This window comes from Kribbella sp. NPDC004138 (genome assembly GCF_053603655.1).
This window is the reverse complement of record NZ_JBSGFZ010000002.1, coordinates 288255-311313: the sequence shown is the minus strand read 5'-3', so window position 1 is coordinate 311313 and position 23059 is coordinate 288255. Positions and strand designations below refer to the sequence as shown.

At 69.1% G+C, this 23059-nt stretch carries 23 protein-coding genes; 7 read left to right on the top strand and 16 right to left on the bottom strand.

Annotated features, from left to right (window positions below):
* Nucleotides 1-13 precede the first annotated feature (13 nt).
* On the bottom strand, nt 14-550 hold the full coding sequence (locus ACWEOO_RS03600) for a DUF6817 domain-containing protein (protein WP_452141621.1): 537 nt from the start codon (nt 548-550) through the stop codon (nt 14-16).
* Between the two features lie 228 nt (nt 551-778).
* On the opposite strand from ACWEOO_RS03600, the gene ACWEOO_RS03595 reads away from it, so the two are divergent.
* A complete protein-coding gene (locus tag ACWEOO_RS03595; protein ID WP_359936355.1) occupies nt 779-916 on the top strand; it encodes a hypothetical protein in 138 nt (45 codons plus the stop codon).
* 118 nt (nt 917-1034) lie between these two features.
* On the opposite strand, the gene ACWEOO_RS03590 is transcribed toward ACWEOO_RS03595, so the two are convergent.
* From ACWEOO_RS03590 to ACWEOO_RS03580, 3 genes are all read right to left on the bottom strand, one after another.
* Nucleotides 1035-1481 (bottom strand): DUF6319 family protein, encoded by a 447-nt coding sequence (locus ACWEOO_RS03590; RefSeq protein WP_452141620.1) that lies wholly within the window; start codon nt 1479-1481, stop codon nt 1035-1037.
* A 209-nt stretch (nt 1482-1690) separates the two neighbouring features.
* A complete protein-coding gene (locus ACWEOO_RS03585; RefSeq protein ID WP_452141619.1) occupies nt 1691-2038 on the bottom strand; it encodes a hypothetical protein in 348 nt (115 codons plus the stop codon).
* A gap of 108 nt (nt 2039-2146) precedes the next feature.
* Nucleotides 2147-2767, bottom strand: a complete 621-nt coding sequence (locus ACWEOO_RS03580; protein ID WP_452141618.1) for a TetR/AcrR family transcriptional regulator — start codon at nt 2765-2767, stop codon at nt 2147-2149.
* A gap of 69 nt (nt 2768-2836) precedes the next feature.
* Between ACWEOO_RS03580 and ACWEOO_RS03575 the strand changes: the two genes are divergently transcribed.
* On the top strand, nt 2837-3214 hold the full coding sequence (locus ACWEOO_RS03575) for a nuclear transport factor 2 family protein (protein ID WP_452141617.1): 378 nt from the start codon (nt 2837-2839) through the stop codon (nt 3212-3214).
* On the top strand, nt 3214-4641 hold the full coding sequence (locus ACWEOO_RS03570; protein WP_452141616.1) for an MFS transporter: 1428 nt from the start codon (nt 3214-3216) through the stop codon (nt 4639-4641). The genes ACWEOO_RS03575 and ACWEOO_RS03570 overlap by 1 nt, the downstream gene beginning before the upstream one ends.
* Here the strand turns inward: ACWEOO_RS03570 and gndA are convergent.
* On the bottom strand, nt 4569-6044 hold the full coding sequence (gndA, locus tag ACWEOO_RS03565; protein ID WP_452141615.1) for an NADP-dependent phosphogluconate dehydrogenase: 1476 nt from the start codon (nt 6042-6044) through the stop codon (nt 4569-4571). The genes ACWEOO_RS03570 and gndA overlap by 73 nt on opposite strands.
* Nucleotides 6045-6209: 165 nt before the next feature.
* On the opposite strand from gndA, the gene ACWEOO_RS03560 reads away from it, so the two are divergent.
* Nucleotides 6210-9371, top strand: a complete 3162-nt coding sequence (locus tag ACWEOO_RS03560) for a DUF2961 domain-containing protein (RefSeq protein WP_452141614.1) — start codon at nt 6210-6212, stop codon at nt 9369-9371.
* A complete protein-coding gene (locus ACWEOO_RS03555) occupies nt 9368-9889 on the top strand; it encodes an isochorismatase family protein (RefSeq protein WP_452141613.1) in 522 nt (173 codons plus the stop codon). Before ACWEOO_RS03560 ends, ACWEOO_RS03555 begins: the two co-directional genes overlap by 4 nt.
* Here the strand turns inward: ACWEOO_RS03555 and ACWEOO_RS03550 are convergent.
* From ACWEOO_RS03550 to tyrS, 3 genes are read right to left on the bottom strand one after another with little or no spacing between them, the layout of a single operon-like run.
* On the bottom strand, nt 9886-10707 hold the full coding sequence (locus tag ACWEOO_RS03550) for an NmrA family NAD(P)-binding protein (RefSeq protein WP_452141612.1): 822 nt from the start codon (nt 10705-10707) through the stop codon (nt 9886-9888). The genes ACWEOO_RS03555 and ACWEOO_RS03550 overlap by 4 nt on opposite strands.
* Nucleotides 10704-11912 (bottom strand): aminoglycoside phosphotransferase family protein, encoded by a 1209-nt coding sequence (locus ACWEOO_RS03545; RefSeq protein ID WP_452141611.1) that lies wholly within the window; start codon nt 11910-11912, stop codon nt 10704-10706. The genes ACWEOO_RS03550 and ACWEOO_RS03545 overlap by 4 nt, the downstream gene beginning before the upstream one ends.
* A 4-nt stretch (nt 11913-11916) precedes the next feature.
* Entirely contained in the window at nt 11917-13101 is a 1185-nt protein-coding gene (gene tyrS / locus ACWEOO_RS03540; protein ID WP_452141610.1) for a tyrosine--tRNA ligase, read from the bottom strand.
* 224 nt (nt 13102-13325) lie between these two features.
* Here tyrS and idi point away from each other — a divergent pair, with 224 nt between their 5' ends.
* Entirely contained in the window at nt 13326-13889 is a 564-nt protein-coding gene (gene idi, locus ACWEOO_RS03535) for an isopentenyl-diphosphate Delta-isomerase (protein WP_359936334.1), read from the top strand.
* On the opposite strand, the gene ACWEOO_RS03530 is transcribed toward idi, so the two are convergent.
* A complete protein-coding gene (locus ACWEOO_RS03530; RefSeq protein ID WP_452141609.1) occupies nt 13860-14729 on the bottom strand; it encodes an NAD(P)/FAD-dependent oxidoreductase in 870 nt (289 codons plus the stop codon). The genes idi and ACWEOO_RS03530 overlap by 30 nt on opposite strands.
* A gap of 62 nt (nt 14730-14791) precedes the next feature.
* On the opposite strand from ACWEOO_RS03530, the gene ACWEOO_RS03525 reads away from it, so the two are divergent.
* Entirely contained in the window at nt 14792-15718 is a 927-nt protein-coding gene (locus ACWEOO_RS03525; RefSeq protein ID WP_452141608.1) for an N-acetyltransferase family protein, read from the top strand.
* Here ACWEOO_RS03525 and ACWEOO_RS03520 read toward each other — a convergent pair.
* The 7 genes from ACWEOO_RS03520 to ACWEOO_RS03490 form a co-directional block, all read right to left on the bottom strand.
* Nucleotides 15683-16672: a 2-dehydropantoate 2-reductase gene (locus ACWEOO_RS03520; protein WP_452141607.1), complete on the bottom strand. Its 990-nt coding sequence runs from the start codon at nt 16670-16672 to the stop codon at nt 15683-15685. The genes ACWEOO_RS03525 and ACWEOO_RS03520 overlap by 36 nt on opposite strands.
* Before the next feature lie 21 nt (nt 16673-16693).
* Nucleotides 16694-16903 carry a hypothetical protein gene (locus ACWEOO_RS03515; RefSeq protein ID WP_452141606.1) on the bottom strand — a complete coding sequence of 70 codons (210 nt, stop codon included), beginning with the start codon at nt 16901-16903 and terminating at the stop codon, nt 16694-16696.
* A 232-nt stretch (nt 16904-17135) separates the two neighbouring features.
* Nucleotides 17136-18095, bottom strand: coding sequence for an ABC transporter permease (locus ACWEOO_RS03510; RefSeq protein WP_452141605.1), 960 nt, complete (start codon nt 18093-18095; stop codon nt 17136-17138).
* 1 nt (nt 18096) lies between these two features.
* Nucleotides 18097-19023, bottom strand: a complete 927-nt coding sequence (locus tag ACWEOO_RS03505; protein ID WP_452141604.1) for an ABC transporter permease — start codon at nt 19021-19023, stop codon at nt 18097-18099.
* A gap of 76 nt (nt 19024-19099) precedes the next feature.
* Nucleotides 19100-20113 (bottom strand): ABC transporter ATP-binding protein, encoded by a 1014-nt coding sequence (locus tag ACWEOO_RS03500; RefSeq protein ID WP_359936321.1) that lies wholly within the window; start codon nt 20111-20113, stop codon nt 19100-19102.
* Nucleotides 20110-21087 (bottom strand): ABC transporter ATP-binding protein, encoded by a 978-nt coding sequence (locus ACWEOO_RS03495; RefSeq protein WP_452141603.1) that lies wholly within the window; start codon nt 21085-21087, stop codon nt 20110-20112. Before ACWEOO_RS03495 ends, ACWEOO_RS03500 begins: the two co-directional genes overlap by 4 nt.
* Nucleotides 21088-21211: 124 nt before the next feature.
* Nucleotides 21212-23011, bottom strand: coding sequence for an ABC transporter substrate-binding protein (locus ACWEOO_RS03490; RefSeq protein WP_359936317.1), 1800 nt, complete (start codon nt 23009-23011; stop codon nt 21212-21214).
* Nucleotides 23012-23059: the final 48 nt, after the last annotated feature.

The window sequence follows — 23059 nt, the reverse complement described above, 5'->3', positions numbered from 1 at the left end:
TCCAGACATGGGCCTAGAGCTGCAGGATCCGCTGGGACTCGGTGAGCACTGCCGGCGAGGCGAGGGACTGCCAGCGCGGGATCTGCTCCTGGAGGAACGGGCGCAGCTGCACGGCCCGCTCGGCGTCGTGGTCGAGGACGTCGAGCTCGTTGACGATCGTCAGGTCGACGAAGTCGCGGAGCTCCTCGGTGCCGAGCTCCTCCGAGGTACCGGTGAAGCGGTCCGTCACCGTCCGGTGCTCGGCGAGGTCACGCCACGTGGTCTCCCGGTCGCACGCGCCGTACCGGTAGACGATCAGCTCGGCCTCGGTACCGATCACCGACTCCAGGACCGGACGCTCGGTCTGCCAGTCGAAGAGATGGGTCGGGAAGCCGTCGGTGCCGTACGCGGCGTGCGCCAGGCCGGCCAGCACCAGGGTGTCGGACGCACCCATGGAGCCGAGGCGCTTGGCGACGCGGTGCAGGTGGACATACAGGCTTCCGCCCGCATGGTCGATCTCGTCGGCGCCGCGCACCAGCAGCAGCGAACCCAAGTCCTGGAAAGTGCTCATCTGACCCCTTCTCACCCCGGAGCGGCCAAATCCCGCAGGGCACCCACGGTAAGGGCAATGAACGACCCCCGCCCAGCACTACGGCGTGCCGTTTCAGTCACACCGTGTTCATGTCCCGGTTCAGGTCCGGTTCGCTGCTCAGGACTCCGCCGGAGGCGATCCCGGAGCGAGCCCTGAAACCGGCCGTCAGAGGTTCCGGACGGTGGGAGCCGGCGGGACCATCAGGACATGAGCAACACCGCAGCCCGCTGGACGCTGGTGGCCGTGCTGGCCGCCGTGCTCCTGCTGACCATCACCGTCACCAACGCCCTGGCCGCCGCCGAGGACCGTCCCGGCACGCCGGCCTCCGCCACTGCCGACCGCTGACCTCAGCTGGTTGCTGCAGGCAATCAGAACCCGCCCGCAACCACCTCACACGGTTGCGGACGGGTCCTGCATTTTCTGCCCGTGGTGGTCAGGGAAGGTGACCGACCACGGGGAGTCTTCAGTCGAGGTCGGCGAGGGCCTTGCGGGCGGCTTCCAGCTCGGCCTCGAGGGCGGCGACCTTCGCGGCCTGCTGCGCGCGGGCCTCCTCGATCACCTCGTCGATCGGGGTCGACAGGTCCTCGTGCAGTTCCTTGGCCGCGCGGGACACCGCGGCCGCGGCGACGGCCAGGTCGCGCGCCAGGTAGGTCGTGCCCTGCTTCAGCTCGGCCCGCCACTCGCCGTCCGCGGTGCCGGTGACGGTCAGCGTGAGCTCGAGGGTCTTGGTCTTCTTGCCCGCGGCCTTCTTCGCCGGCGCCTTCTTCGGCTTCGCGACCTCGGCCGAGTCCGTGTCGGACGCGTCGGACGTGTCGGGGGTTTCGGCAGCCGTGGCGGCCGACGAGTTCATCAGGTCGGGAGTGTCGGCGACGTCGGACGGCGTCTCTACTGCCAGAGTGTCTACAGTCATCGTTGCGGCGATCTCCTTCGGAACTGGCACTGTGCGACTATTAGAACATATGTTCCCTTGAGCGCCAATCCTGAGATCTGGTACGTGCGATGTCTCGGGACATCCGTTGACAGTTGAGATCAGGTACTGGAAGGCCGTGCCGTGGTCCGGCCTGGAGGCCGCAGATCCACATCGATCCCCGGGCCGGACCACTCAGCGTTCGTCGGTCGTCAGCACTTCGCGTGGTTCGAATCGACGACGCTGCTGACGTTGCCGGACCACACCCAGCCGACCGTGTTCGAGGTTGCGTCGCGAACGTAGTACCAGAGGTTGCCGTAGGCGTTGAACTTCGAGCACCAGATGTAGGCCTTGCCCGACTGTGCGGGGAGCGTGGCGCACTCGCCTGCTGGTCCGGTGTGGTACGGGCCGTTCGTGTAGAGGTAGCCGCCGTCCTTGTTGGTCCCGTACTGCGTGCAGTCGATGGCGGCGTACGACGAACTGGCGCCGACCCACGCAGTCGAGGAAGCTGCGATCGCTACCGCAGCCAGTGCTCGTCCGACAGTTGTCTTCTTCGGCATGGTGTTCCTCCCCTGTGAGAAGAGTTGGTTCCGATGGCCAACGGCTCGTCACGCTAGAACGGACCGCGGCGGCCCGCGAACCGCTTGCAGGTTCCTGCAATTGCCTGCCTAAGGGGACGCCTGTTCGATTCGCACACCAACCAGCCTGACCAGGAAGCGATCGATCTGCGCTTCCAGCGGTGGCAGCTCCGCCTCCGGCTCGTTGATCCGGATCGAGACCGCGCCGTGCACGGCCGCGCGGAGATCGAGCGCCACGGCCGCCGCGTCGTCGGCCGGCGCGAGTCCGGCGTCCATGCAGGCCTGGACGGCGGCCTTCGCGCGGACCGCCAGTTCCTCCTTGAAGACCAGGTGCATCCGCCGGTTCAGCGTGCTCTCGTGCAGGACCTTGTAGAGGCCGGCGTAGTCGCGCGTCCACGCGCCGAGGAAGATCAGCCGCGCGCGTAACCGCCGTACCGGATCGTCGCCGGCGCTCGTCTCGGCCTCCTCGAGGTCGCGCAGCAGGTCGGCGGTGGACTGCTCGAGGGCGGCGAACACGAGTTCGTCGCGGTCGGCGAAGTGGATATACACCGAGGTTGCCGCGATCCCGACCTCGCGGGCGACCGCGCGCAGCGACAGCGCCTCGTCGTCGCCGAGTTCGTTGAGCATCCGCAATGCCGCGTCGATGATCTCGCGGCGCAGCAGTTCGCCCTGCCCGCGCCGGTTGCGGCTCCGCGTCGTCCCAGCGTCCATAGGCCGATTGTATTGCAACGCACGTTGCCTTACAGTCGTAGCACTACAGCTGTTCACTTAAGGATGACGATGAGCGAACGCAACAAGCAGACGGTCCGCGACTTCTACGAGGCCGGCCTGAACCAGAAGGACTTCCACGCCGCGGCCCAGCTGATCGGCGACCGCTACGTGCAGCACAACCCGCGGATCGCGGACGGCATCGCCGGTTTCGAGGCCTTCGTCGCGACCCTGCGACGGGATTTCCCCGACCTGCGGGCCGAGGTCAAGCAACTCTTCGCCGACGGCGACCACGTCATCGCCCACGTGTACGGCGTGCGCGTGCCGGGGCAGCCGGGGACGGCGATCGTGGACATCTTCCGCCTCGACGAGGACGGCAGGATCGTCGAGCACTGGGATGTCATGCAGCCGATCCCCGACACCGCCGCGAACTCGAACGGGATGTTCTAGTGGCGACCACGGCGGTGCCGGCCCAGGTTGATGCCAAGCGGTGGTGGGCGTTGGCGGCGGTGGCGACGGCACAGTTGATGGTGGGGATCGATCTGACGATCGTGAATATCGCGCTGCCGTCGATGCAGCAGGACCTGGGGTTGTCGGATCCGTCGCGGCAGTGGGTGATCACCCTCTTCGCGCTCGGGTACGGCGGTCTGCTGCTGCTCGGCGGCCGGATGAGCGACCTGATCGGGCGGCGGCGGGCGCTCCTGGCGGGGCTGACCGGCTTTGCGCTGGCCTCCGCGCTGGGCGGCGCAGCGACCGGTGGAGCCGTGCTGCTCACAGGACGTGCACTACAGGGCGTCTTCGGAGCGTTGCTGACTCCAGCTGTGCTGGCGACGCTCGCAGCCTCGTTCCCGTCTCCGGCCGAGCGTGGCAGGGCGTTCGGGATCTACGGGGCAGTCATGGGCAGTGCGTCCGGACTGGGCATCTTGGCCGGCGCTGTGCTGACGGAGTACCTGGACTGGCGCTGGGCCATGTACGTGAACCTGCCGATCGCCGCACTGGCCGCAGCAGGTGTTCTGTACGCCGTACCTCCAGTGCAGCGTGCCAGTGGCGTGCGGGTCGACGTACTAGGTGCGGTGCTGGCGACAGCAGGTCTGATGGCGGTGGTGTTCGGGTTCGGCCGGGCGGAGTCGGACGGGTGGAGTGCGCCGGCGACGTATGCATCGGTGGCTGTCGGCCTGGCGCTACTGGCCGGGTTCTTGGCCGCGCAGGCGCGCGTTGCCAATCCGCTGCTGCCGTTGAGGGTCCTCAGAGACCGCAAGCGAGCCGGCTCGTACTTGGCGGTGTTCAGCCTGGCGATCGGCATGTTCGCCGCGCTGTTCTTTCTGACCTTCTACCTGCAGACGGTCCGCCACTACACGCCGATCAGGGCCGGACTGGGCTTCCTGCCACTGACGGTCGGACTCATGCTCGGAGTGCGCGCGGTGAGCCGGCTGCTCGCCAGGGCGAGCGTGCGCGCACTCATCTGCCCCGGACTGCTCACCATCGCAGCAGGTCTCGCACTGCTCGGTCTTCTGCGCCCGGACAGCAACTATTGGCTGCAGGTCATGCCTGTCTTCCTGCTGGTCGGCCTGGGGACCGGATGGGTCCTGATCACGGCCAACAGCACCGCCACACTCGGCGCCGGCGCCGACAGTGCAGTGGCCGGCGCCATGGTGATGACGTCCCAGCAGGTCGGGGCATCACTCGGCACGGCGTTGCTCAGCACCGTCGCCGGAACAGCGGCAGCTCACTCCGACGCCGTCCACGGGTTCAACGTGGCCGGCGTCGGAGCCGCAGGCTTCCTCTGTGTTGCTGCGGCCGCTGTCTACTGGGTGCTCTCGGAGCGGTCGCCCGACCACTCGAGGTGGAAGCTGCCCTCACGGTCGACGCGCTTGTAGGTGTGCGCGCCGAAGAGGTCGCGCAGGCCCTGGATCAGGGCGGCCGGCAGGCGCTCGGCGCGGAGGCCGTCGTAGTACGACAGGGCTGCCGAGAAGCCCGGGGCCGGGACGCCGACGGTCGCCGCGGTCGCCACCACGCGGCGCCACGCCTCCTGCCCGCTTGCGACCGCGTCCCGGAAGTAGTCGTCGACGAGCAGCGATGGCAGGTCCGGGTTGCGGTCGTACGCCTCCTTGATGCGGTCCAGGAACCGCGCCCGGATGATGCAGCCGCCGCGCCAGATCGTCGCCATCGCGCCGAGGTCGATGTTCCAGCCGTACTCGTCGCTGGCGGCGCGGATCGCGTCGAAGCCCTGCGCGTACGCGACCAGCTTCGACGAGTACAGCGCGTGCCGTACGTCGTCGATGAACGCGTCCCGGTCGACGTCCGCCTTCGTCTCCGACGGACCGGGCAGTACGCCGGCGGCAGCCTCTCGCCGTACGACGTCACCCGACAGCGACCGCGCGAACACGGCCTCGGCCATGCCGCTGACCGGGATGCCCAGGTCGAGCGCCGACTGCACCGTCCACCGGCCGGTGCCCTTCTGCTCGGCCTGGTCGAGGACGATGTCGACGAACGCGCCGCCGGTCGTCGGGTCGGTCTGGCTGAGCACCTCGGCAGTGATCTCGATCAGGAACGACTCGAGGTCGCCGGTGTTCCAGTCCCGGAACACGTCCGCGAGCTCCGCGGGGGCCAGGCCGAGGACGTGCCGGAGCAGGTCGTACGCCTCCGCGATCAGCTGCATGTCGGCGTACTCGATGCCGTTGTGCAGCATCTTCACGAAGTGACCGGCGCCGTCCGGGCCGACGTGCACGCAGCACGGCTCGCCGTTCACGTGGGCGGAGATCTTGGTGAGCATCGGCTCCAGCGCCGCGTACGACTCGGGGGAGCCGCCCGGCATGATGCTCGGGCCGTTCAGTGCGCCCTCCTCACCGCCGGAGACGCCGGAGCCGACGAAGTGCAGCCCCTTGTCGCGAAGCGCCGCCTCCCGGCGCCGGGTGTCGACGAAGTGCGCGTTGCCGGCGTCGACGACGATGTCGCCCTCGTCGAGCAGCGGCACCAGCTCGTCGATGACGGCGTCGGTCGGCGCGCCGGCCTTGACCATGATGATCACCTTGCGCGGCTGCTCCAGCGACTCGACGAAGCCCGCGAGGTCCGTCGACGGCACGAACTCGCCCTCGGAGCCGAACTCCGCGACCAGTGCGTCGGTGCGGGCCTGGGAGCGGTTGTGCAGGGCGACGCGGAACCCGTTGCGCGCGAGGTTCCGGGCCAGGTTGCGGCCCATCACTGCGAGGCCGGTTACGCCGATCTGGGCTTTGCCTGACTGGGGCGGTGGGGTGGGTCCGTCAACAGAGCTGGTACTCATCGAAATCTCCCGCAGTCTCAAGTTGTGTGCTGACCAAGTCTCGCGCGACCGGCAAGGGCGGTCTGCAGCGGGCTCGGCAACTGGACAGTCATGAGCTCTTCTCAAAGCGGTGACAACGATGGTAGACATCTCAGAAATCGATTTCCCATGACGAAGGAACCGCCCATGCTCCGTCGTGTCGTCGCTCTCGCCGCCTGTGCGCTGCTCGCTCTCCCCGTCACCACGGCGTCGGCCGCGCCATCAGGAAACGACAACGGTCCCATCGGCTGGGACGTCTACCGGAACCTCGACCGCCTGCCCGAGTTGCAGGCCGGCGTCCGGACGAAGCAGTTCTCCAGCTTCGGCCGCGACGGCACCAACAACGACGGCTTCGACGGCACCTACTCGTGTCTGCGGACGACGGCCGCCGGCTGCGTGATCGCCGAGGACAGCGGTCCCGGCGAGGTCGCGTCGATCTGGTTCACGCGCGACGAGGGCAACGTCACCAGGACCGGCACGATCACGGTCGAGCTGGACGGCAAGCAGGTGCTGCACGGGTCGTTGCAGGACATCGTCGACGGCAAGCTCGGCGCACCGTTCAGCTATCCGCTGGTCGCGAACGGCGTCCAGACCAGCGGCGGCGTCTACCTCCGGGTCCCGATGCCGTACCGCTCGTCGATGCGGATCACCACGCAGACGAACCCGTACTTCTACCACGTCGACTACCGCCAGTTCCCGGACGCGAACGGCGTCCGGACCTTCGACCCGGCCGACAAGGCGGAGGACGTCCTCGCGCTGCTCAACGCCTCCGGTACGAAGGACCCGAAGCCCGCGCGACCCGACGCGCGGACGACGAGCACTCCGCTGAACCTTGCTCCCGGCAAGCAGGTGACGCTGGCGGACGCCCGCGGCGCCGGCGAGCTGAGCGCTCTGCGGCTGAAGCTGCCCGATCTCGTCGGCTTCGATCTGAAGAGCTTCGCCGACGACGGCCGGGCGTTCGTCGGCGGCAGCGCGTTCACGCTGAAGATCGACCCGGCCAACACCGGGGTGAAGCTGACCCGGCGGATGGACCTGCGGATCGGTAACCAGCGCGCCAGGATCCTCGTCGACGGCGCCCCGGCCGGAGAGTGGTCGCCGCTCAAGGCGGAAGGTGCGCAGTGGCACGACCAGTCGGTCGACCTCCCGGCCGCGCTCACGGCGGGCAAGTCGCAGATCACGATCACCAACCAGTTCGTCTCGTCCGACTTGGACTTCAACGAGTTCCTGTACTGGGCGGATTCGACCGTCGGCGGTCAGGTGCAGCGCACCGACACGCTCGATGTGGGACCGAAGCACGTCGCCGACGAGCAGGCCCACGGGTACTCGATCACGCAGCAGAACTGGAGCGGCGAGCACGCGATGGCATACGCCGCCACGGACGAGGATGCCGCCAGGGTCAAGCCGTCCGACACGCTGCTGGCGGGTGTCCGCGTGCAGGTGACGATCGACGGCCGGAAGCGTGTCGACGCACCGCTCGGCGAGTTCTTCGGCTCAGGTCTCGGTGAGAACCCGGTCCGTTCACTCTTCTTCGCGATGGACCCCGACGGCTGGTACTCCTCCTGGTGGCCGATGCCGTACGCCGCCCGCGCCACGGTGACGCTGGTCAACACCACGGCGTACCAGCTCAAAGGGCAGACCGAGGTGACATCGGCGAAGGACGCCCGCAAGGCGCTCGACCTGGCGACCGGGAAGATCGGCTACTTCACCGCGATCTCGACCCGCGGCGAGACCACGCAGGGCAGCGACTGGACGTTCGCCGACGTGGCCGGCCGCGGCAAGTTCGTCGGCGTCTCGCAGACCATGGAGGGACTGCTTGCCGACGGCAACACCCGCGGCTACCTGGAGGGCGACGAGCGGGTGTACGTCGACGGCGAGCGGACGCCGGCGATCCACGGCACCGGGACCGAGGACTACTACGAATCCGGCTGGTACTTCAACGCCGGCACGTACTCCACCCCGTTCCACGGCAACTCCGCGCACGAGGTCCGCGCCGGGTTCTGCACCAACGAGTGCGACGGGGCGTGGCGACTGCACATCACCGACTCGGTCGCCTTCGAGAACCAGCTCGACTTCGGGATCGAGCACGGTCAGCAGGACGACCACCCGGCGATCTACGGCTCGACGGCGTTCCTCTACACCGCGTCGACGTTCGGCGCCCGGGAGACGGACCGGATCGACACCGGCTCGGCGAGCAGCCGTCAGCAGCACGGGTACGCCGACAACGGCAGCCAGGCCGACCTGAGCTCGGTGTACGAAGGCGACCACGACAACATCACCCTCACCGACCAGGTCCGCTCCAGCACGCAACCGATCCGCTTCACCGTCAAGACCGATCCGGCCAACCGTGGCGTCACCCTGCGGCGGACCAGCGATCAGAACAGTCCTGGGCAATCGGCTCAGGTCATTGTCAACGGAAAAGACGCGGGCACCTGGCTGCAACCGCTCGGCAACACGCACCAACGCTGGCTCGACGACAACTACCAGTTGCCAACGGCAATCACCTCCGGACGCACGAGCCTGGCCATCGAGCTCCGACCCACCGGCCCGCCGTGGACCGCGTCCGCGTACGTCGTCCAGTCGCTGACCGCGCCGTACGACGACAACCGCGCCCCCGGCGCTGTCACCGGACCAGTAGCAACTGGTCGGGCCGACAACGCGATCAACGTGACCTGGAACGACGTCGGTGACGAGAGCGGGATCGCGTACTACAACGTGTACGGCGCCGTCGCCGGTGGCGCCGAGAAACTGGTCGGGACGAGTCCGTTGCCCGGGTTCCTGCACAGCGGGCTGGGACTGGGCGAGACATGGACGTACCGGGTGTCGGCGGTGGATCTGGCCGGAAACGCGGGCCCGAAGTCGGCGGCGGTGCAGGGGACCAGCGGGCGGACGTTGCGGGTCGAGGGCGAGGCGATGCTGCCGCCGGTCTCGTCGACCGTCGCGGTCGATCCGCAGGGGAACTGCTGCGGCGTCAGTTGGTCCGGTGGTGCGCAGGCGTGGATCCACGGCACCAAGGCCGGCGACAAGACGGTGTTCGGGTTCACCGTGCCGACGACCGGCACGTACGAGTTGTCGGCCGTCCTGACCAAGGCGGCCGACTACGGCATCGTCGACGTCCGGATCGACGGGAATGCCGCGGTCGGCTTCGACGGGTACCAGGCGTCGGGGGTCGGCACGCAGACCGTGACTCTGGGGACCGCGCCGTTGACGGCGGGCGCTCACCAGCTCGCGGTGACACTGACCGGCAAGAACGCGGCAGCGACCGGCTACCTGGTCGGTGTGGATCTGCTCGACCTTAAGCTCACCCCGTGAATCCCTTGGAGTCTCGCCGTACCGCACTGATCCTGATCGACCTGATGCCGCGGATCGTCGCGCTGCAGACCGCGCCGCTCAGCGGACCGGTCGTGCTCGAGCGATCCGTGGCGCTGGCCGCGGCGACGCGGTCGGCGGGCGGGCTGGTGGTGAACGTCCGGGTCGAGCGGCCCGGTGTGGACGTGCAGCCCGAGGGCAGCGGGTTCGCGCCCGAGGTCGTGCCGCAGGAGGGCGACCTGGAGATCGTCAAGCAAACGATCGGCGCCTTCGGGCGGTCGCCGCTCGACGCCGAGCTCCGGTCCCGTGGCATCGCGAACGTGGTGCTGGCCGGTATCGCCACGAACTTCGGCGTCGAGTCCACCGGCCGGGCCGCGTCCGACCTCGGCTACGAGACGTTCTTCGTCACCGACGCGATGACCGGCCTCGACGACCACGCCCACGACTTCGCGGTCTCGTACGTCTTCCCGCGCATCGGCGCGAGCTGCACGAGTGAGGACTACCTCAAGGCGCTGAACTAGCCGAAAAGTGCAGCGTTTTCCTGGGCCCATGCCTGGAGGGTCCGGGCCTGGTGGCCGGTGACTTCGGCGACGGTGCCGTTGACGGTGGTCTCGTCGATGGTGCCATTGCCGAAGAACCCTTCGATGGCTCGCGCGTAAGGCTCCGGCATCGACGCGAACAGGGCGTCGTGGGTTTCCGCGCGGCTCATCGGGTACGCCGTCAGCGGGCGACCGAGGGCGTCGGCGAGGATCGCGACCTGCTCGACGGGTGTGAGCGCGATCGGCCCGGTCAGCCGCAGTACCCGGCCGTCGTGCCCGCCCTGCAGGGCCCGCACCGCGACGTCGCCGATGTCCCGCGGATGGATCGTCGACACCGGTACGTCGGGGAACTGGACCCGCACCTCGTCACCGGCCCGCAGCTGGTCCCGCCAGCGCAGCGTGTTGGACATGAACGAGTTCGGCCGCAGGAACGTCCAGGCCAGACCCGACGCCCGCACGGCTTCCTCGGTGGCGTGGTGGTACGCGGCGACCGCGTTGGTCACGTCGCCGTCGAGTGAACTGCTCGACAGGACGACGACTTTCCGGACTCCCGCGTGGACGGCGTTCGCGAGCAACTCGTCGAGCCGTTCGTAGCCGCTCATCAGGAAGATCCCGGACACTGCGGGCAACGCGTCCACGAACGTCTCCGGACGGTTCAGGTCGCCGATCACCGGCTCGATCCCGGCGGGCAGCTCCCGCTCCGACCGAACGAGTGCCCGCCCCGGAATCCCCTGTTCCGCCAGCGCCTCGACCACCGCGCCACCGGCGTTCCCGGTCGCGCCGGTCACCAGAACCGTCATGATCCCCACCCTCTCGCCTCGACCCGCACAGCCTGCCACGCGCGCAGGGCCGCGCGCAGACAGATCCCGGGGTCGTCCGCGTGGTACACACGCTCGTCAGGCTCGATGTTGTCGAGGAACCGCTGGTAGGTCAGCGCGTAGGTGAGCGGGCTCAGCACGCTCATCGGCCGCAGCGCACGCAGCGGCTCGGACCCCGGGACCTCACGCCGCCAGGCCTGTGACCAGACCTCCGCGGGATGCTCACGCCGCTCCTCGGGCAGGAAGTCCTGCAGCCGCTTGATGTCGATCGCAGGATGGCCGACGAACGCGTCGGCCCAATCGACGATCCTGCGGGTCGATCCGTCCGAACGCCAGTTGCCCGGGTGGAAGTCGCCGTGGACGAGCGTGACCGGCAGCCCGGCCGAGTCGAGTTCGGCGACGACGTCGGGGAGCCTCGCGATCAGCCGATCCAGGTCGGCCACCTCGTCCGCGGTGAGGTCGACGCGAGGCAGGAGCCGAGTGAGGTCGGCGACGAGGTCGTGCGGCAACACACTCGGCACCGCGAGCTCGCCGGTCTCGGCCGCCAGGGCGGCTTGTACGGCGACCCAGCGACGGACGACGTGGTCGATGGTGTCCCGGTCCGGTTCCCAGCAGTCGATGCCTGGGGCATGAGCCAGGAGCGACCACCGGTTGTCCGGGGACTGACCGAGCACGGCTGGTACGAGCGTCGCGTCGTACCGGCTGACGTGCTGGATGATGTCCGCGTCGACACCGCAGAACCGGCCGGTCGCCTTCGCCCACGCACCTGGAAAGCGGATCAGGCACGACAGGTTCCACGTCTTCACCTGGACGGCGTCGCGCGGTCCGAGGATGCCCCGGGCCCACTCGATCATCCGGCTCGGCCCGTCCACCTCGGCCCACGTCGACCGCAGGGGATGCGGTGCGACGATCGACTCCCACGCGGGTAGCGGCGTGGTGTCGAGTACGTCCGGCCGCGGCTCCTCCAGCGCCTGCACGTGGTAGACGACCCGGCCGCCACGCCCGATCACGGCCTCGTCCGCGTGCACCAGCCGGAGGACCAGCGTCCGTACGCCGAGCAGGGCGTCGAGGTGCCGGGTGATCGCCTCGACCTCGGCCCACCACGCCGGCTCGACCTCGAACGCCGGCGCCCGCCCGGCGTAGCGGTCGCCGACGCTGACCAACGCTTCCACGGTCCTGATCTCCACCCGCCTACTCTCGCCTGATCCGGTGCCACGTGCGAGCGCCGGACTTCAGGACGACGTCCGTGCCGAGGTCGACAGGGGCCGCCGGATCGTCGGTCCGGACGCCGTTGATCGTCACCGCGCCCTGGCGGAGCAGGCGGCGGAGGTCGGAGTTGCTGTCGCCGGGACGCGCCGCGCGGAGCAGATCGAAGGCCGTGGTGATGTCGTGGGCGACGACCAGCTCGGGCATCCCGGCCGGTTCGGAACGCTCGGAAAACGTGTGACGGAAGGCGGCCAGCTCGGAGCGGGCGGCGCCGGCCCCGTGGTACCGGGTGACGATCGCGGCCGCCAGCCGGAGCTTGGCGTCCCGGGCGGCCGGCCCGGTGGCGTCCGCGAGGGCGTCGACCGTCTCCAGGGGCAGCTCGGTGTAGACCCGTGCGTACGACTCGATCAGCGAGTCCGGGATGCTCATCACCTTGCCGAACTTGTCCCGTGGGCTGTCGGTCAGCCCGATGTAGTTGTTCAGCGACTTCGACTGCTTGGCCCGGCCGTCGATCCCGGGCGTGATCGTGGTCGTGATCACCGCCTGCGGCGGCGCGCCCAGCCGCTGCTGGAAGTGCCGGCCGAGCTGCTCGTTGAACAGCTGGTCCGACCCCACGATCGTCAGGTCGCTGCGCATCGCGAAGCTGTCGTAGCCTTGCAGCACCGGGTACACCAGCTCGTGCACGGCGATCTCCCGCCCGGCCGCGACCCGGTCGCGGAACATGTCCCGGCTCATCAGCTGCGCGTGCGTGACCTGTGCGAACAGGCTGAGCAGTTCCGCGACCGGCATCGCGTCGTACCACTCGGAGTTGCGCCGTACCTCGAACACCTCCGGGTCGGTGCGCAGCACCAGTGACACCTGCTCGAGGAACGACGCCGCGTTCGCGTCGATCTGTGCGGGCGTGAGCACCGGCCGGGTCTCGGAGCGACCGGTCGGGTCGCCGACGCGGGTGGTGAGGTCGCCGAGCAGGAACACGACCCGATGCCCGAGATCCTGCAGCCGGCGCATCATCCACAGGTTCACCGCGTGCCCGAGATGCAGGTCGGGCGCGGTGCAGTCGACGCCGTACTTGATCCGCAACGGCCGGCCGGATTCCAGCCGGGCTTCCAGATCTTCGAGTCCGACGACAGTGTCGGTGGTACGGCGTAACCGGTCGATGACAGCGTTCACGAGGGTTCCTCTCAGGACGAGGCACCCGTGCACCAGTGCCTCCGGCAAACGGAAAGAGGCAGGAACCGGACGGTTCCTGCCTCGGAGGCTCTGGGGGGAGCGACTGCGGGGACTACCGAGGGCCGGCTCCTCCCAGAGCCGGTCGATAGGTCACGCAGTGCTTGGTCACACTCCCAGGCTAACAGCCGCCGCCGAGCCTCCGGAATCGGATTAGGCTCGGCCCTGTGATCGACGAGCGGGTTGTGCTGGTGGACGAGGGCGGGCGTGCGGTCGGGACCGAGGCGAAGGCGACGGTCCACCACGCGGCGACCCCGCTGCACCTGGCGTTCTCCAGCTACGTGGTCGACCCGGCCGGGCGGGTGCTGCTGACCCAGCGGGCGTTCGGCAAGCCGACCTGGCCGGGCGTCTGGACCAATAGTTGCTGCGGGCACCCACTCCCCGGCGAACCGCCCGCGCAGGCGGTCCGGCGCCGGCTCGCCGACGAGCTGGGCATCGTCGTGGACGCCGCGGAGCTGGTGCTGCCGGAGTTCCGGTACCGCGCCGAGATGCCGACGGGTGTGGTCGAGAACGAGATCTGCCCGGTGTACCGGGTGTGGTGGACCGGTGACCCCACGCCGAACCCGGCCGAGGTCGCGGACTGCCGATGGGCCGAATGGTCCGAGCTCCGGGACCTCCCGGATCTCTCGCCCTGGTGCCTGCTGCAACTCGACGAGCTCCCGGGCTCGCCGCTGGAGTGGCCGATCGCCGACCCGGCGCGGCTACCGCCGGCTGCTCAGATCCAGCTCTAGCAGATCCGCGTGGACGGCGACGGCCGCCGTACTCGCGTGACCTGCGGCTCCGATCGCGAGCAGCGCCGGACTCGCCGTCGTACCGACCGCGTAGATGCCCGGCATGGTCGTCCGCCCGCCCTCGTCGGTCACGACCGCACCGTCGGTGACCTGGCACCCGAGTCGCTCGGCCAGGTCGCTCTGCTGATGCTGCCGGACGACGACGAAGACCCGCCGCGCCGGCAGCTCGGCGCCGGTCAGCGCGACCGAGCCGGCCCGCACCTCCTCGACGCGCTCGGTGCGAACCGCGACTCCGGCCCGGTCGAGCTGATCCCGTTGAGCGGCGGTCAGTTCGTCCCCGTCGGTGCACAACGTCACGTCGTCGCTCCATCGGCTCAACAGGACAGCCCGCGCCACCGAGCGCTCAGGAGCTCCGCGCATCCCGAGCTGCACCAACGGCTGATCACGGACCTCCCACCCGTGACAGTGCGGGCACGCAACGACCGACTGCCCCCACCCGTCGGCGACGCCCGGTACGTCGGGCAGCTCGTCCCGCAACCCGGTCGCCAGCACCACGGCCCGCACGTGTTCACCACCGGCGACGAACCCGTCGTCCACCACCTCGACGTCGTCGACCCGCCCATCGCGTACGGCGACGTCGTACGTCGCGAGCTGCCGTCTCCCCACCGCCAGCAGCTCATCCGGCGCCGGCTGCTCCGCGCCGAGGAAGTTGTGCACGTGGGACGCCGCGCGGTTCCGCGCCCGCCCGTCGTCGAAGACCACCGCCCGCCGCCGGGCCCGCCCCAAGGTCAGCGCGGCCTGCAGTCCCGCCACACTCCCACCGATCACCGCAACATCCATGTGTTCATCATACGAGAGATCTGATCTCATAATATGAAATTGCATGGCAGGGCGAGATCGCGGTGGAGCCTAATGACCGGGTGATCCGGATCAGGCCCGTCGAGACCGACGCCGACTACGAAGCCTGGCGTCAGGTGCGCCTCGCCGTGCTGCCCGACGAGCGTGCGCCCAGCATCGCCGAGCTTCGGAAGGCCGAGACGCCGCAGCGGCTGTTCCTGGTCGCGGAGCTGGACGGCGAGGTCGCGGCGCACGGCACCTCCGACCGCTCGAACGAGGCGGACCGCGCGTCCGTGATCGCGCGCGTCCGTCCGGAGGCGCGCCGGCAGGGGATCGGAACCGCGTTGCTCCGTGCGCTGACCGAGCACGCGGCGGCGCAGGGCTTCACGATCGCCGGCTGCAGCATCGACGACAACGGCTCGCTCGAGTTCGCGAAACGCTTCGGCTACACCGAGTACCTCCGCCAGGTCGAGCAGGTCCGCCAGATCGCCGACGAGCCCTGGCCGCCCACGCCCACGGAGTACGACGTCGTGCAGGTCTCGGAGCGCCCCGAGCTGTGGGCCGCGGCGTACGAGCAGGTCGCCGTCCCGACTCTCCCGGATCTCGACACCACGGCCCCGATGGACGTGACGGCCGAGGAGTGGGCAACGGAGTGGATCAACGACCCGGCCGCGATGTTCCTGGCGGTGGCCGGTGACCAGGTGATCGGTGTCGCCGGTCTGATGCTCGACACCGACAAGCCCGAGCGCGCCGAGGTCGCCTACACCGCCGTCGTACCGCGATGGCGCGGCAAGGCCGTGGCGTCGACGCTGAAGCGGTCGAGTATGGCGTGGGCGGCCGAGCACGGCATCACCGAGATCTACACGTGGACCCAGCAGGGCAACGCGAACATGCGGCGGCTGAACGAGCACCTCGGCTTCACCTACCGGACGGTGAGCGTCAACGTGCGTGCGGAGCTACCGCTGAAGTTCCCGGACGAGCTCGGGTCCTGACCACGAGCGCCGGTCCGTCTCGACGGCGTGGATCAGGTCCACGAGCCGCTCGTTGACCGGCGCGGTCCGGCCGAGCGACCGCGCGAGGCGGACGACCTCGCCGTTCAGGTAGTCGATCTCGGTCGGCCGTCCGGCTTCGAGGTCCTCCCACATCGACGTCCGGGCGAGCGGATCGACCGCGAGCACCTTGCTCGCCAGCCGCCGGAACAGGAAATCGGGCAGCCGGAGGACTGTGGGGAAGCGGTGCATCGGGATCGCCAGCAGCTGGGCCGGGCGGATCCCGGCGGCGTCGAGGATCCCGAGGGTCTCGGCCTGTGCCGCGGCCAGGCAACGGCGGTACGAGCGCTGCGAGAGCTCGTCGCGCAGCGGCAGGTTCGACAGCGCGTTGATCGGGTTGTTCAGGTTCAGCAGGAGCTTCGCCCATTGCACCGGGAGGATGTCTTCGTGCTGCGTGAGCGGCAGCCCGGCGCGCTCGAACGCGCTTAGGTACGGCGTCAGCGCGGCGTCCCGCTGGACGTCGAGCGCGCCCTCGGTGCCCTGGTGGAACACGCCGGCGCCCCGGTTCAGCACGTTGAACGGGACCATCCCGGTGATCACCACCTGCTCGGTCAGCCGGGACCGCAGCAGCTCGCCGTTCCGGATGCCGTTCTGGAAGCTCACCACGACCGCGCCCGGCTTCAGGACGCCGGCGAGTTCGGCAGCGGCGCCTTCGGTCGCGGCGGACTTCACCGTCACCAGCACCAGATTCGCGCCGGCCGCACCGGACGGCGTCGTCTCGAACCGCACGTCCTCGACCCGGAGGTCCGCCCCCAGGTAGTCGGTCAGCCGCAGCCCGTTCGCGGCCAGCTCAGCGGCCATCCGCGGCCGGCCGACGAACGTCACGGGCGTACCGGTCGCGGCCAGCCGCCCGCCGACGTAGCACCCGATGCCACCCGCACCGTAAACAGCGATCACGCCGACAAGGTACCGAAGGAGTCAGCTCTTCCCGTATCCCTCCGGCGGTTTCGTCGAGACGTGCTCGTGGTCTCCGGGTTCGTAGTGCGCCGCGGTCTCGCCCGACCCGTGGCGCCGCGTGAACTTGGCGAAGCTGAATGCTTCCACCCCGACGGCGTACAGCGTCCAGAGCGCGAGAACGAGCGAGATCAGAGCGATCGTGAGCAGCGGTATTGCAATGGCTGCACCCATGGTGAGCCTCCAATCCGGCCACAGGCCCGGTACCCGACGACCGGCGCCCGCACACGGGCGGGGGTCCTGTCACCACCACCGTCCGTCCACGGCTCGTCGCCGGTCAGAGTCCGAAGACCCTCCGGCCCGGCCGAAGGTCACGGCAGGCCGGAGGGCAGGAGGCCCGTCCTGACCCGTTCCGGCGGGTCACGACGGATCACACCCCCTGCCCTCCGGGGCCGCCGCCCCGGCGTCAGTGCAGCCGGACGCGCGGGTCCAGTACGGCGTACGCGATGTCCACCAGGAGGTTGGCGACCACCACCGCGGCCGAGGCGAACAGGACGATGCCGATGATCACCGGCAGGTCCTGCTGGTTGATGGCGACGACCGCGGTCTGCCCCAGTCCCGGCAGGCTGAACACGGTCTCGATGACGACCACGCCGCCGATCAGTTGCCCGAGATCGATGCCGAACTGCGTGACCACCGGCGTCAGTGCGCTGCGCAGACCGTGCCGGACGACCACCCGGCTCTCCCGGATCCCCTTCGACCGCGCGGTCCGGATGTAGTCCTCGCCGAGCACGTCCAGCATCGAGCCGCGGGTCAGCCGGGTATACGTTGCCGCCAGCAACAGGGCGAGCGCGATCCAGGGCAGCAGCAGGTGCTGGAACCAGGGCCCGATCCCGCCGGTGATCGGCGAGTACCCGCCTGCCGGGAACCAGCTGAAGCCGCTGAGCGTGAGCCGGAAGTACAGGAAGTACAGCAGCAGCAGACCGAGCAGGAACGACGGGAACGAGTAGAAGAACAACGAGAACAACGTCAGCCCGCGATCCGCCAGCGAGCGCGGATGGGTTGCCGAGATCACGCCGTTGAAGATGCCCAGAGCCAGCCACAGTACGGCGGCGCCGAGCGCCAGCGAGACCGTGATCGGCAGTGCCTGCCCGATGATGTGCGTGACCGGCACCTGGTGGTAGTAGTCGTACCCGAGATTGCCCCGCACCGCGTTGCCGAGGAAGTCCAGGTACTGCTTCCAGACCGGCAGGTCGAGACCGAGCCGGTGCTTGATCAGCGCGATCGTCTCCGGCGTGGCCTGCCGGCCCGCGAGCGTCTGCGCCACGTTGCTCGGAGCAACGAAGAACAGGGCGAACACCGCGATGCTGATCAGCCAGAGGACCAGGATGCCGTGGCCGAGGCGGCGAATCAGGAACATGGCCATGTCAGGTCCGATCTGCGCGCGGGTCGAAGGCGTCTCGGACCCCGTCGCCGAACAGGTTGAAGGCGAGCGTGGTGATCAGCAGCGCCAGACCGGGGAACAGGATGAACCACCAGGCGGTCGTGTAGTAGTTCTGCGACTCGCTGATCATCCCGCCCCAGTCGGCCGTCGGCGGCGGCAGGCCGAGCCCGAGGAACGACAACGTCGCCTGGGTCACGATCACCACCGGGATCAGCAGCGTCGTGTAGACGATCACCGGCGCGATCACGTTCGGCAGGATGTCGACGAACATGATCCGGCTGTCGCCGGCGCCGAGCGAGCGGGCCGCTTCGACGAACTCCCGTTCGCGCAGCGACAGCACCTGGCCGCGGACGATCCGGGCGACCGACGCCCAGCTGAAGCAGCCGATCACCAGCACCGTGACGGTCAGGCTCGGCCCGGTCACCGACACCAGCGCGATCGCCACCAGCAGGAACGGTACGGACAGCACCACGTCGATCAGCCGGGCCAGGAGCGTGTCGGTGATCCCGCCGAGGAAGCCCGCCGCCAGTCCGAGTACGACGCCGATGACGACCGTGATGACGGTCGCGATCACGCCGACGAGCAGCGAGATCCGGGCGCCGTACGCGATCCGCACCAAGATGTCCCGGCCGAGGTCGTCGGTGCCCAGCCAGAACGTGCCGTTCGGCCCGCGCGGCAGGCCGTCCGGGGTCAGCCCGATGTCGCGGTACTGCTCGTTCGGCGGATGCCCGGTCACGGCCGCGAACACCGGTGCGAAGATCGCCATCAGCACGATCAGCACGATCACGGCGAGCGAGATCATCGCCACCTTGTCCTTGCGCAACCGGCGCAACGCGAGCGCGAACGGGCTCCGCCCCTCGATCACCTGGGGTTCGTCGACGACGTCGACCATCTCGATGGCGGTACTCATCGACGTCCTCGCTTCGCTCCGGGCGCCGATGAGGCACAAAGAGGGCTGTGCTTTCTGATGAGCTCGCTTCGCTCGCTCATGATGCCCTCAGGTCCGGTACGGCGGTGGACAGGTCCTCGCCCACCGTCAACGGGTAGAAGCACGCGGTGCGGTGCTCGGGCCGGTCGTCCAGGACGGGCTCCAGCACCGGCTCCTCGGCCGCGCAGTCCAGCCGCGCCTTCGGGCAGCGGGTGTGGAACCGGCACCCGGACGGCGGGTTCGTCGCCGACGGGATGTCGCCGCCGAGGATGATCTGCTCGCGGCTGTCGGCGGTGTCCGGGTCCGCGACCGGCAGGGCCGACAGCAACGCCCTGGTGTACGGATGCCGGGTCTGCCCGAACAGCTCCCCGGTCGGCGCCAGCTCGACGATCTTGCCCAGGTACATGACCGCGATCCGGTCGCTCACGTGCCGGACCACCGACAGGTCGTGCGAGATGAACACGTAGGTGAGGTCGAACTCCTGCTGCAGGTCCGACAGCAGGTTGATGATCTGCGCCTGGATCGACACGTCGAGCGCCGATACCGGCTCGTCGCAGATCACCAGCTTCGGCCGCAGCGCCAGCGCTCGCGCGACGCCGATCCGCTGCCGCTGACCGCCGGAAAACTCGGCCGGGAACCTGTTGTAGTGCTCGGGGTTCAGCCCGACCAGCTCCATCAGTTCCTGCACCTTCTTCTTCCGCTCGTTGCCGGAAGCAATGTTGTGGATGCTGAACGGGTCGCCGATGATCGAGCCCACCCGGCGGCGCGGGTTCAGCGAGCCGTACGGATCCTGGAAGATCACCTGGACGTCGCGGCGCAGCGGCCGCATCGCCTTGCGCGAGAGCTTGGTGATGTCTCTGCCCTCGAACCACACCGAGCCCGACGTCACGTCGTACAGGTGAGCCATGCAGCGGGCCAGCGAGGACTTCCCGCAGCCCGTTTCACCGACGAGACCGAGGGTCTCGCCCTTGCGCACCTCCAGCGAGACACCGGCGACTGCCTGCACCACCTCCTTGGAGGACGTCGGGAACTCCTTCCGGACGTCGTCGACCTTCAGCAGCACTTCGTTCATGACGCCATCGCCTCGTTCACGTTGTGGGGGAGCCAGCAGGCGGACTGGTGACGTGGGTCGCCGCCCACATCGGTCAGCGGCGGTGGCTCCGCGCACTTGTCGAACACGTGCGGGCAGCGGGCCGCGAACGGGCAGCCCTTCGGCAGGCTGATCAGGCTGGGCGGTGCGCCCGCGATCGGCGTCAGCCGGTCCCCGCTGCGGGCGGGCAGCGACGCCAGCAGGCCCTGCGTGTACGGGTGGTGGTTGCGGTAGAAGATGTCCCGGCGCGGCGCGCGTTCCATCACCGCGCCGGCGTACATCACCACCACGTCGTCGGCCATCTCCGCGACCACGCCGAGATCGTGAGTGATCAGGATGATCGCCGTCCCGAACTGCTCCTGCAGCCGGCGCATCACGTTCAGCACCTGCGCCTGCACGGTCACGTCCAGCGCCGTGGTCGGCTCGTCGGCGATCAGCAGCGCCGGGTCGAGCGCCATCGCCATCGCGATCATCACCCGTTGCCGCATCCCGCCGGAGAACTGGTGCGGATAGTCGTCGATCCGCTCCGCCGCCCGCGGGATGCCGACCAGGGTGAGTAGTTCGGCGGCGCGTTTCCGGGCCGCCTGCTTGCTGATCTCCAGGTCGTGCGCGCGGATCATCTCCACGATCTGCCAGCCGATCCGGTACTGCGGGTGCAGGCTGGACAGCGGGTCCTGGAAGATCATCCCGATCCGGGCGCCCCGGAGCCGCCGGAGCGTGGCCTGGTCCGCGGTGATCAGGTCGGTGCCGTCGAAGTACGCCGTACCGGAGACGGTCGCGCCGCGGGTGAGGCCGGTGATGGTCTGGGTGGCGACGCTCTTGCCGGACCCGGACTCGCCGACCACCGCGAGCGTCTGCCCGGCTTCCACGTCGAACGACAACCCCCGGACGGCACGGACGGTGCCGTCCGGGGTGTCGAAGGAGACCCTCAGGTCCCTTACTTCAAGCAGAGCCATGGGGCCTCCCGTCCTGGACTGAGGAGCGGAGGGAGCGAAGCGACCGGAGCGACGAGGGAAGGACGGGAGTCACAGCCCCATGGCTCCCGCGCGGCAGCGCGGCATTCAATACAGCCATGAGGTTTCAGCCGCCCTGCTTGTCCTTGGACAGCCAGACGTTCGTCGGGTCGTAGTTCTGCATCGACGGGACGTAGACCGCGTTGTGGACCTGCGCGGCGTGGTAGTTCGCCTGCTTGCCGTTGGTGAGCGGGTAGAAGGCCGCCTGGTCCATCACCCGGGCGTCGGCCTTGGCCCACAGGTCGGCGGCCTGGTCCTGGGTCTCCGCGGTCGCCGCCTGCTGGATCAGGCTGTTGGTCTCCGGGTCGTTGTAGAGCCCGAAGTTGGAGCCCACCGGCGGGTACGACGGCGGACCGGAGAACAGCGGGTTGAAGAACGACAGCGCCGCGTTCCCGTACCAGTCGGCGCCCCAGCCGGCCAGCGAAACGTCCCAGACACCGCGCCGCGCGACATCCGGCACCTGCAGGTACTTCACGTAGAAGTCAGCGTTCGGCGACGGTACGCCGACCACCGTGATGCCGGCCTTGGTCAGGTCCTGCTGGACCGTCTGGAAGGTCTTGCTGCTGCCCTCGGTCGCGTTGCGGTACAGGAACTTCAGCGTGAGGTGCGGGTAGCCGGCCTCGGCGAGCAGCTGCTTGGCCTTGTCAGGGTTGTACTGGTACGGGTCGATCTGCTTCGAGCCCACGATGACGTCGGGCAGCACGTGGGTCAGCGGCGGGTTCAGCGTCTTGCCGCCGAGCACCTGCAGGATGTGGTCGCGGTTGATCGCGTAGCTGATCGCCTGCCGCACCTTCGGGTTCTGCAGCGCCTTGTTGTTGTTCGGCGAGACCGTGTTGTAGATGACGTACGGGTTCGAGCCCGCGGTGTCGCCGATGGTCAGGTTCGGGTCCTTCTTGGCCTGCAGCGCGGGCAGCTGGGACGGCGGCGGCGCGACGTCGAACTCCATGTCGGCCGACGGCGTACCGGTCTGCAGCTGCTGCTGGACCGAGTCCTGCGTGACGGTCTCGTTCACCACGATCTTGTCGACGTACGCCTTGCGGACCGGGTCGGACGCCGCGTCCCAGGCGGGATTGCGGGAGTACGTGATCGACTTGGTCGGCACCCATGCGTCGACCTTGTACGGGCCGTCGGACGGGAAGTGGTTGCCGAGCTCGGTGCTGGCCGGAAGGTAGTTGAGCGACTCGACCGGCGCCGGCGAGAAGGCCGGCAGGGTGAGCATGTCGACGAAGTACGTCGCGCGCTGGGTCAGGTGGAAGACGACGGTGGACGCGTCCTTGGCCTCGACGCCCGGCAGCGGGGTCTTGTCGATGTACTCCTTGATCCCCGCGACCGTCTTCGGCGCCTTCGCGAACCCGTCGGCGAACGCCTTGTACCCGACGATCAGCGTGGCGAAGTCCGGGATGCCGCCGAACGGCTGCTGCGGGTTGGCGGTGCGCTTCACGCCCAGGACCATGTCCGCCGCGGTCACCGGGCGGGCCGGCGAGGTGTTCCACTTCGCCCCGGGGCGGATCTTGATCGTGTACGTCTTGCCGTCCGCGCTGATCCCGCCGTTCGCCTGGGTCGGGATGTCGGTGGCCAGATCGGCGACCGGCGCGGTGTTCTTGCCGTTCGGATCGGCCGGGTAGGTGAACAGCTGACGGCTCCACATCCGCAGGTTCAGGTACCCGACGGAGTAGTAGCTGACGTTGGGGTCCATGTAGTCGACGTCGCCCGCCCCGAGCATGTTCAGGGTGCCGCCGTTGACCGGTGTGCCGGCGGATCCGCCTCCGGATCCGGACGCCGTTCCGCCGCCGTTGCTGCAGGCGGCGAGCGCGATCAGGCTCGCCGCGGCGGCAAGGGATGCTGCCGCCAGCCGTCTTCTGGCCATTGGTCCTCCTCCGGGACTCGATAGCGCCGAAGCTAGGCCGCCCGGACC

What these genes read in the sequence shown, in the direction of transcription:
- ACWEOO_RS03510 (WP_452141605.1), bottom strand. Translation starts at nt 18,095, where the DNA reads ATGGCCATGTTCCTGATTCGCCGCCTCGGCCACGGCATCCTGGTCCTC.
- ACWEOO_RS03560 (WP_452141614.1), top strand. Translation starts at nt 6,210, where the DNA reads ATGCTCCGTCGTGTCGTCGCTCTCGCCGCCTGTGCGCTGCTCGCTCTC.
- ACWEOO_RS03495 (WP_452141603.1), bottom strand. Translation starts at nt 21,087, where the DNA reads ATGGCTCTGCTTGAAGTAAGGGACCTGAGGGTCTCCTTCGACACCCCG.
- ACWEOO_RS03590 (WP_452141620.1), bottom strand. Translation starts at nt 1,481, where the DNA reads ATGACTGTAGACACTCTGGCAGTAGAGACGCCGTCCGACGTCGCCGAC.
- gndA (WP_452141615.1), bottom strand. Translation starts at nt 6,044, where the DNA reads ATGAGTACCAGCTCTGTTGACGGACCCACCCCACCGCCCCAGTCAGGC.
- ACWEOO_RS03595 (WP_359936355.1), top strand. Translation starts at nt 779, where the DNA reads ATGAGCAACACCGCAGCCCGCTGGACGCTGGTGGCCGTGCTGGCCGCC.
- ACWEOO_RS03505 (WP_452141604.1), bottom strand. Translation starts at nt 19,023, where the DNA reads ATGAGTACCGCCATCGAGATGGTCGACGTCGTCGACGAACCCCAGGTG.
- ACWEOO_RS03490 (WP_359936317.1), bottom strand. Translation starts at nt 23,011, where the DNA reads ATGGCCAGAAGACGGCTGGCGGCAGCATCCCTTGCCGCCGCGGCGAGC.
- ACWEOO_RS03600 (WP_452141621.1), bottom strand. Translation starts at nt 550, where the DNA reads ATGAGCACTTTCCAGGACTTGGGTTCGCTGCTGCTGGTGCGCGGCGCC.
- ACWEOO_RS03580 (WP_452141618.1), bottom strand. Translation starts at nt 2,767, where the DNA reads ATGGACGCTGGGACGACGCGGAGCCGCAACCGGCGCGGGCAGGGCGAA.
- ACWEOO_RS03550 (WP_452141612.1), bottom strand. Translation starts at nt 10,707, where the DNA reads ATGACGGTTCTGGTGACCGGCGCGACCGGGAACGCCGGTGGCGCGGTG.
- ACWEOO_RS03585 (WP_452141619.1), bottom strand. Translation starts at nt 2,038, where the DNA reads ATGCCGAAGAAGACAACTGTCGGACGAGCACTGGCTGCGGTAGCGATC.
- ACWEOO_RS03530 (WP_452141609.1), bottom strand. Translation starts at nt 14,729, where the DNA reads ATGGATGTTGCGGTGATCGGTGGGAGTGTGGCGGGACTGCAGGCCGCG.
- ACWEOO_RS03575 (WP_452141617.1), top strand. Translation starts at nt 2,837, where the DNA reads ATGAGCGAACGCAACAAGCAGACGGTCCGCGACTTCTACGAGGCCGGC.
- ACWEOO_RS03515 (WP_452141606.1), bottom strand. Translation starts at nt 16,903, where the DNA reads ATGGGTGCAGCCATTGCAATACCGCTGCTCACGATCGCTCTGATCTCG.
- ACWEOO_RS03500 (WP_359936321.1), bottom strand. Translation starts at nt 20,113, where the DNA reads ATGAACGAAGTGCTGCTGAAGGTCGACGACGTCCGGAAGGAGTTCCCG.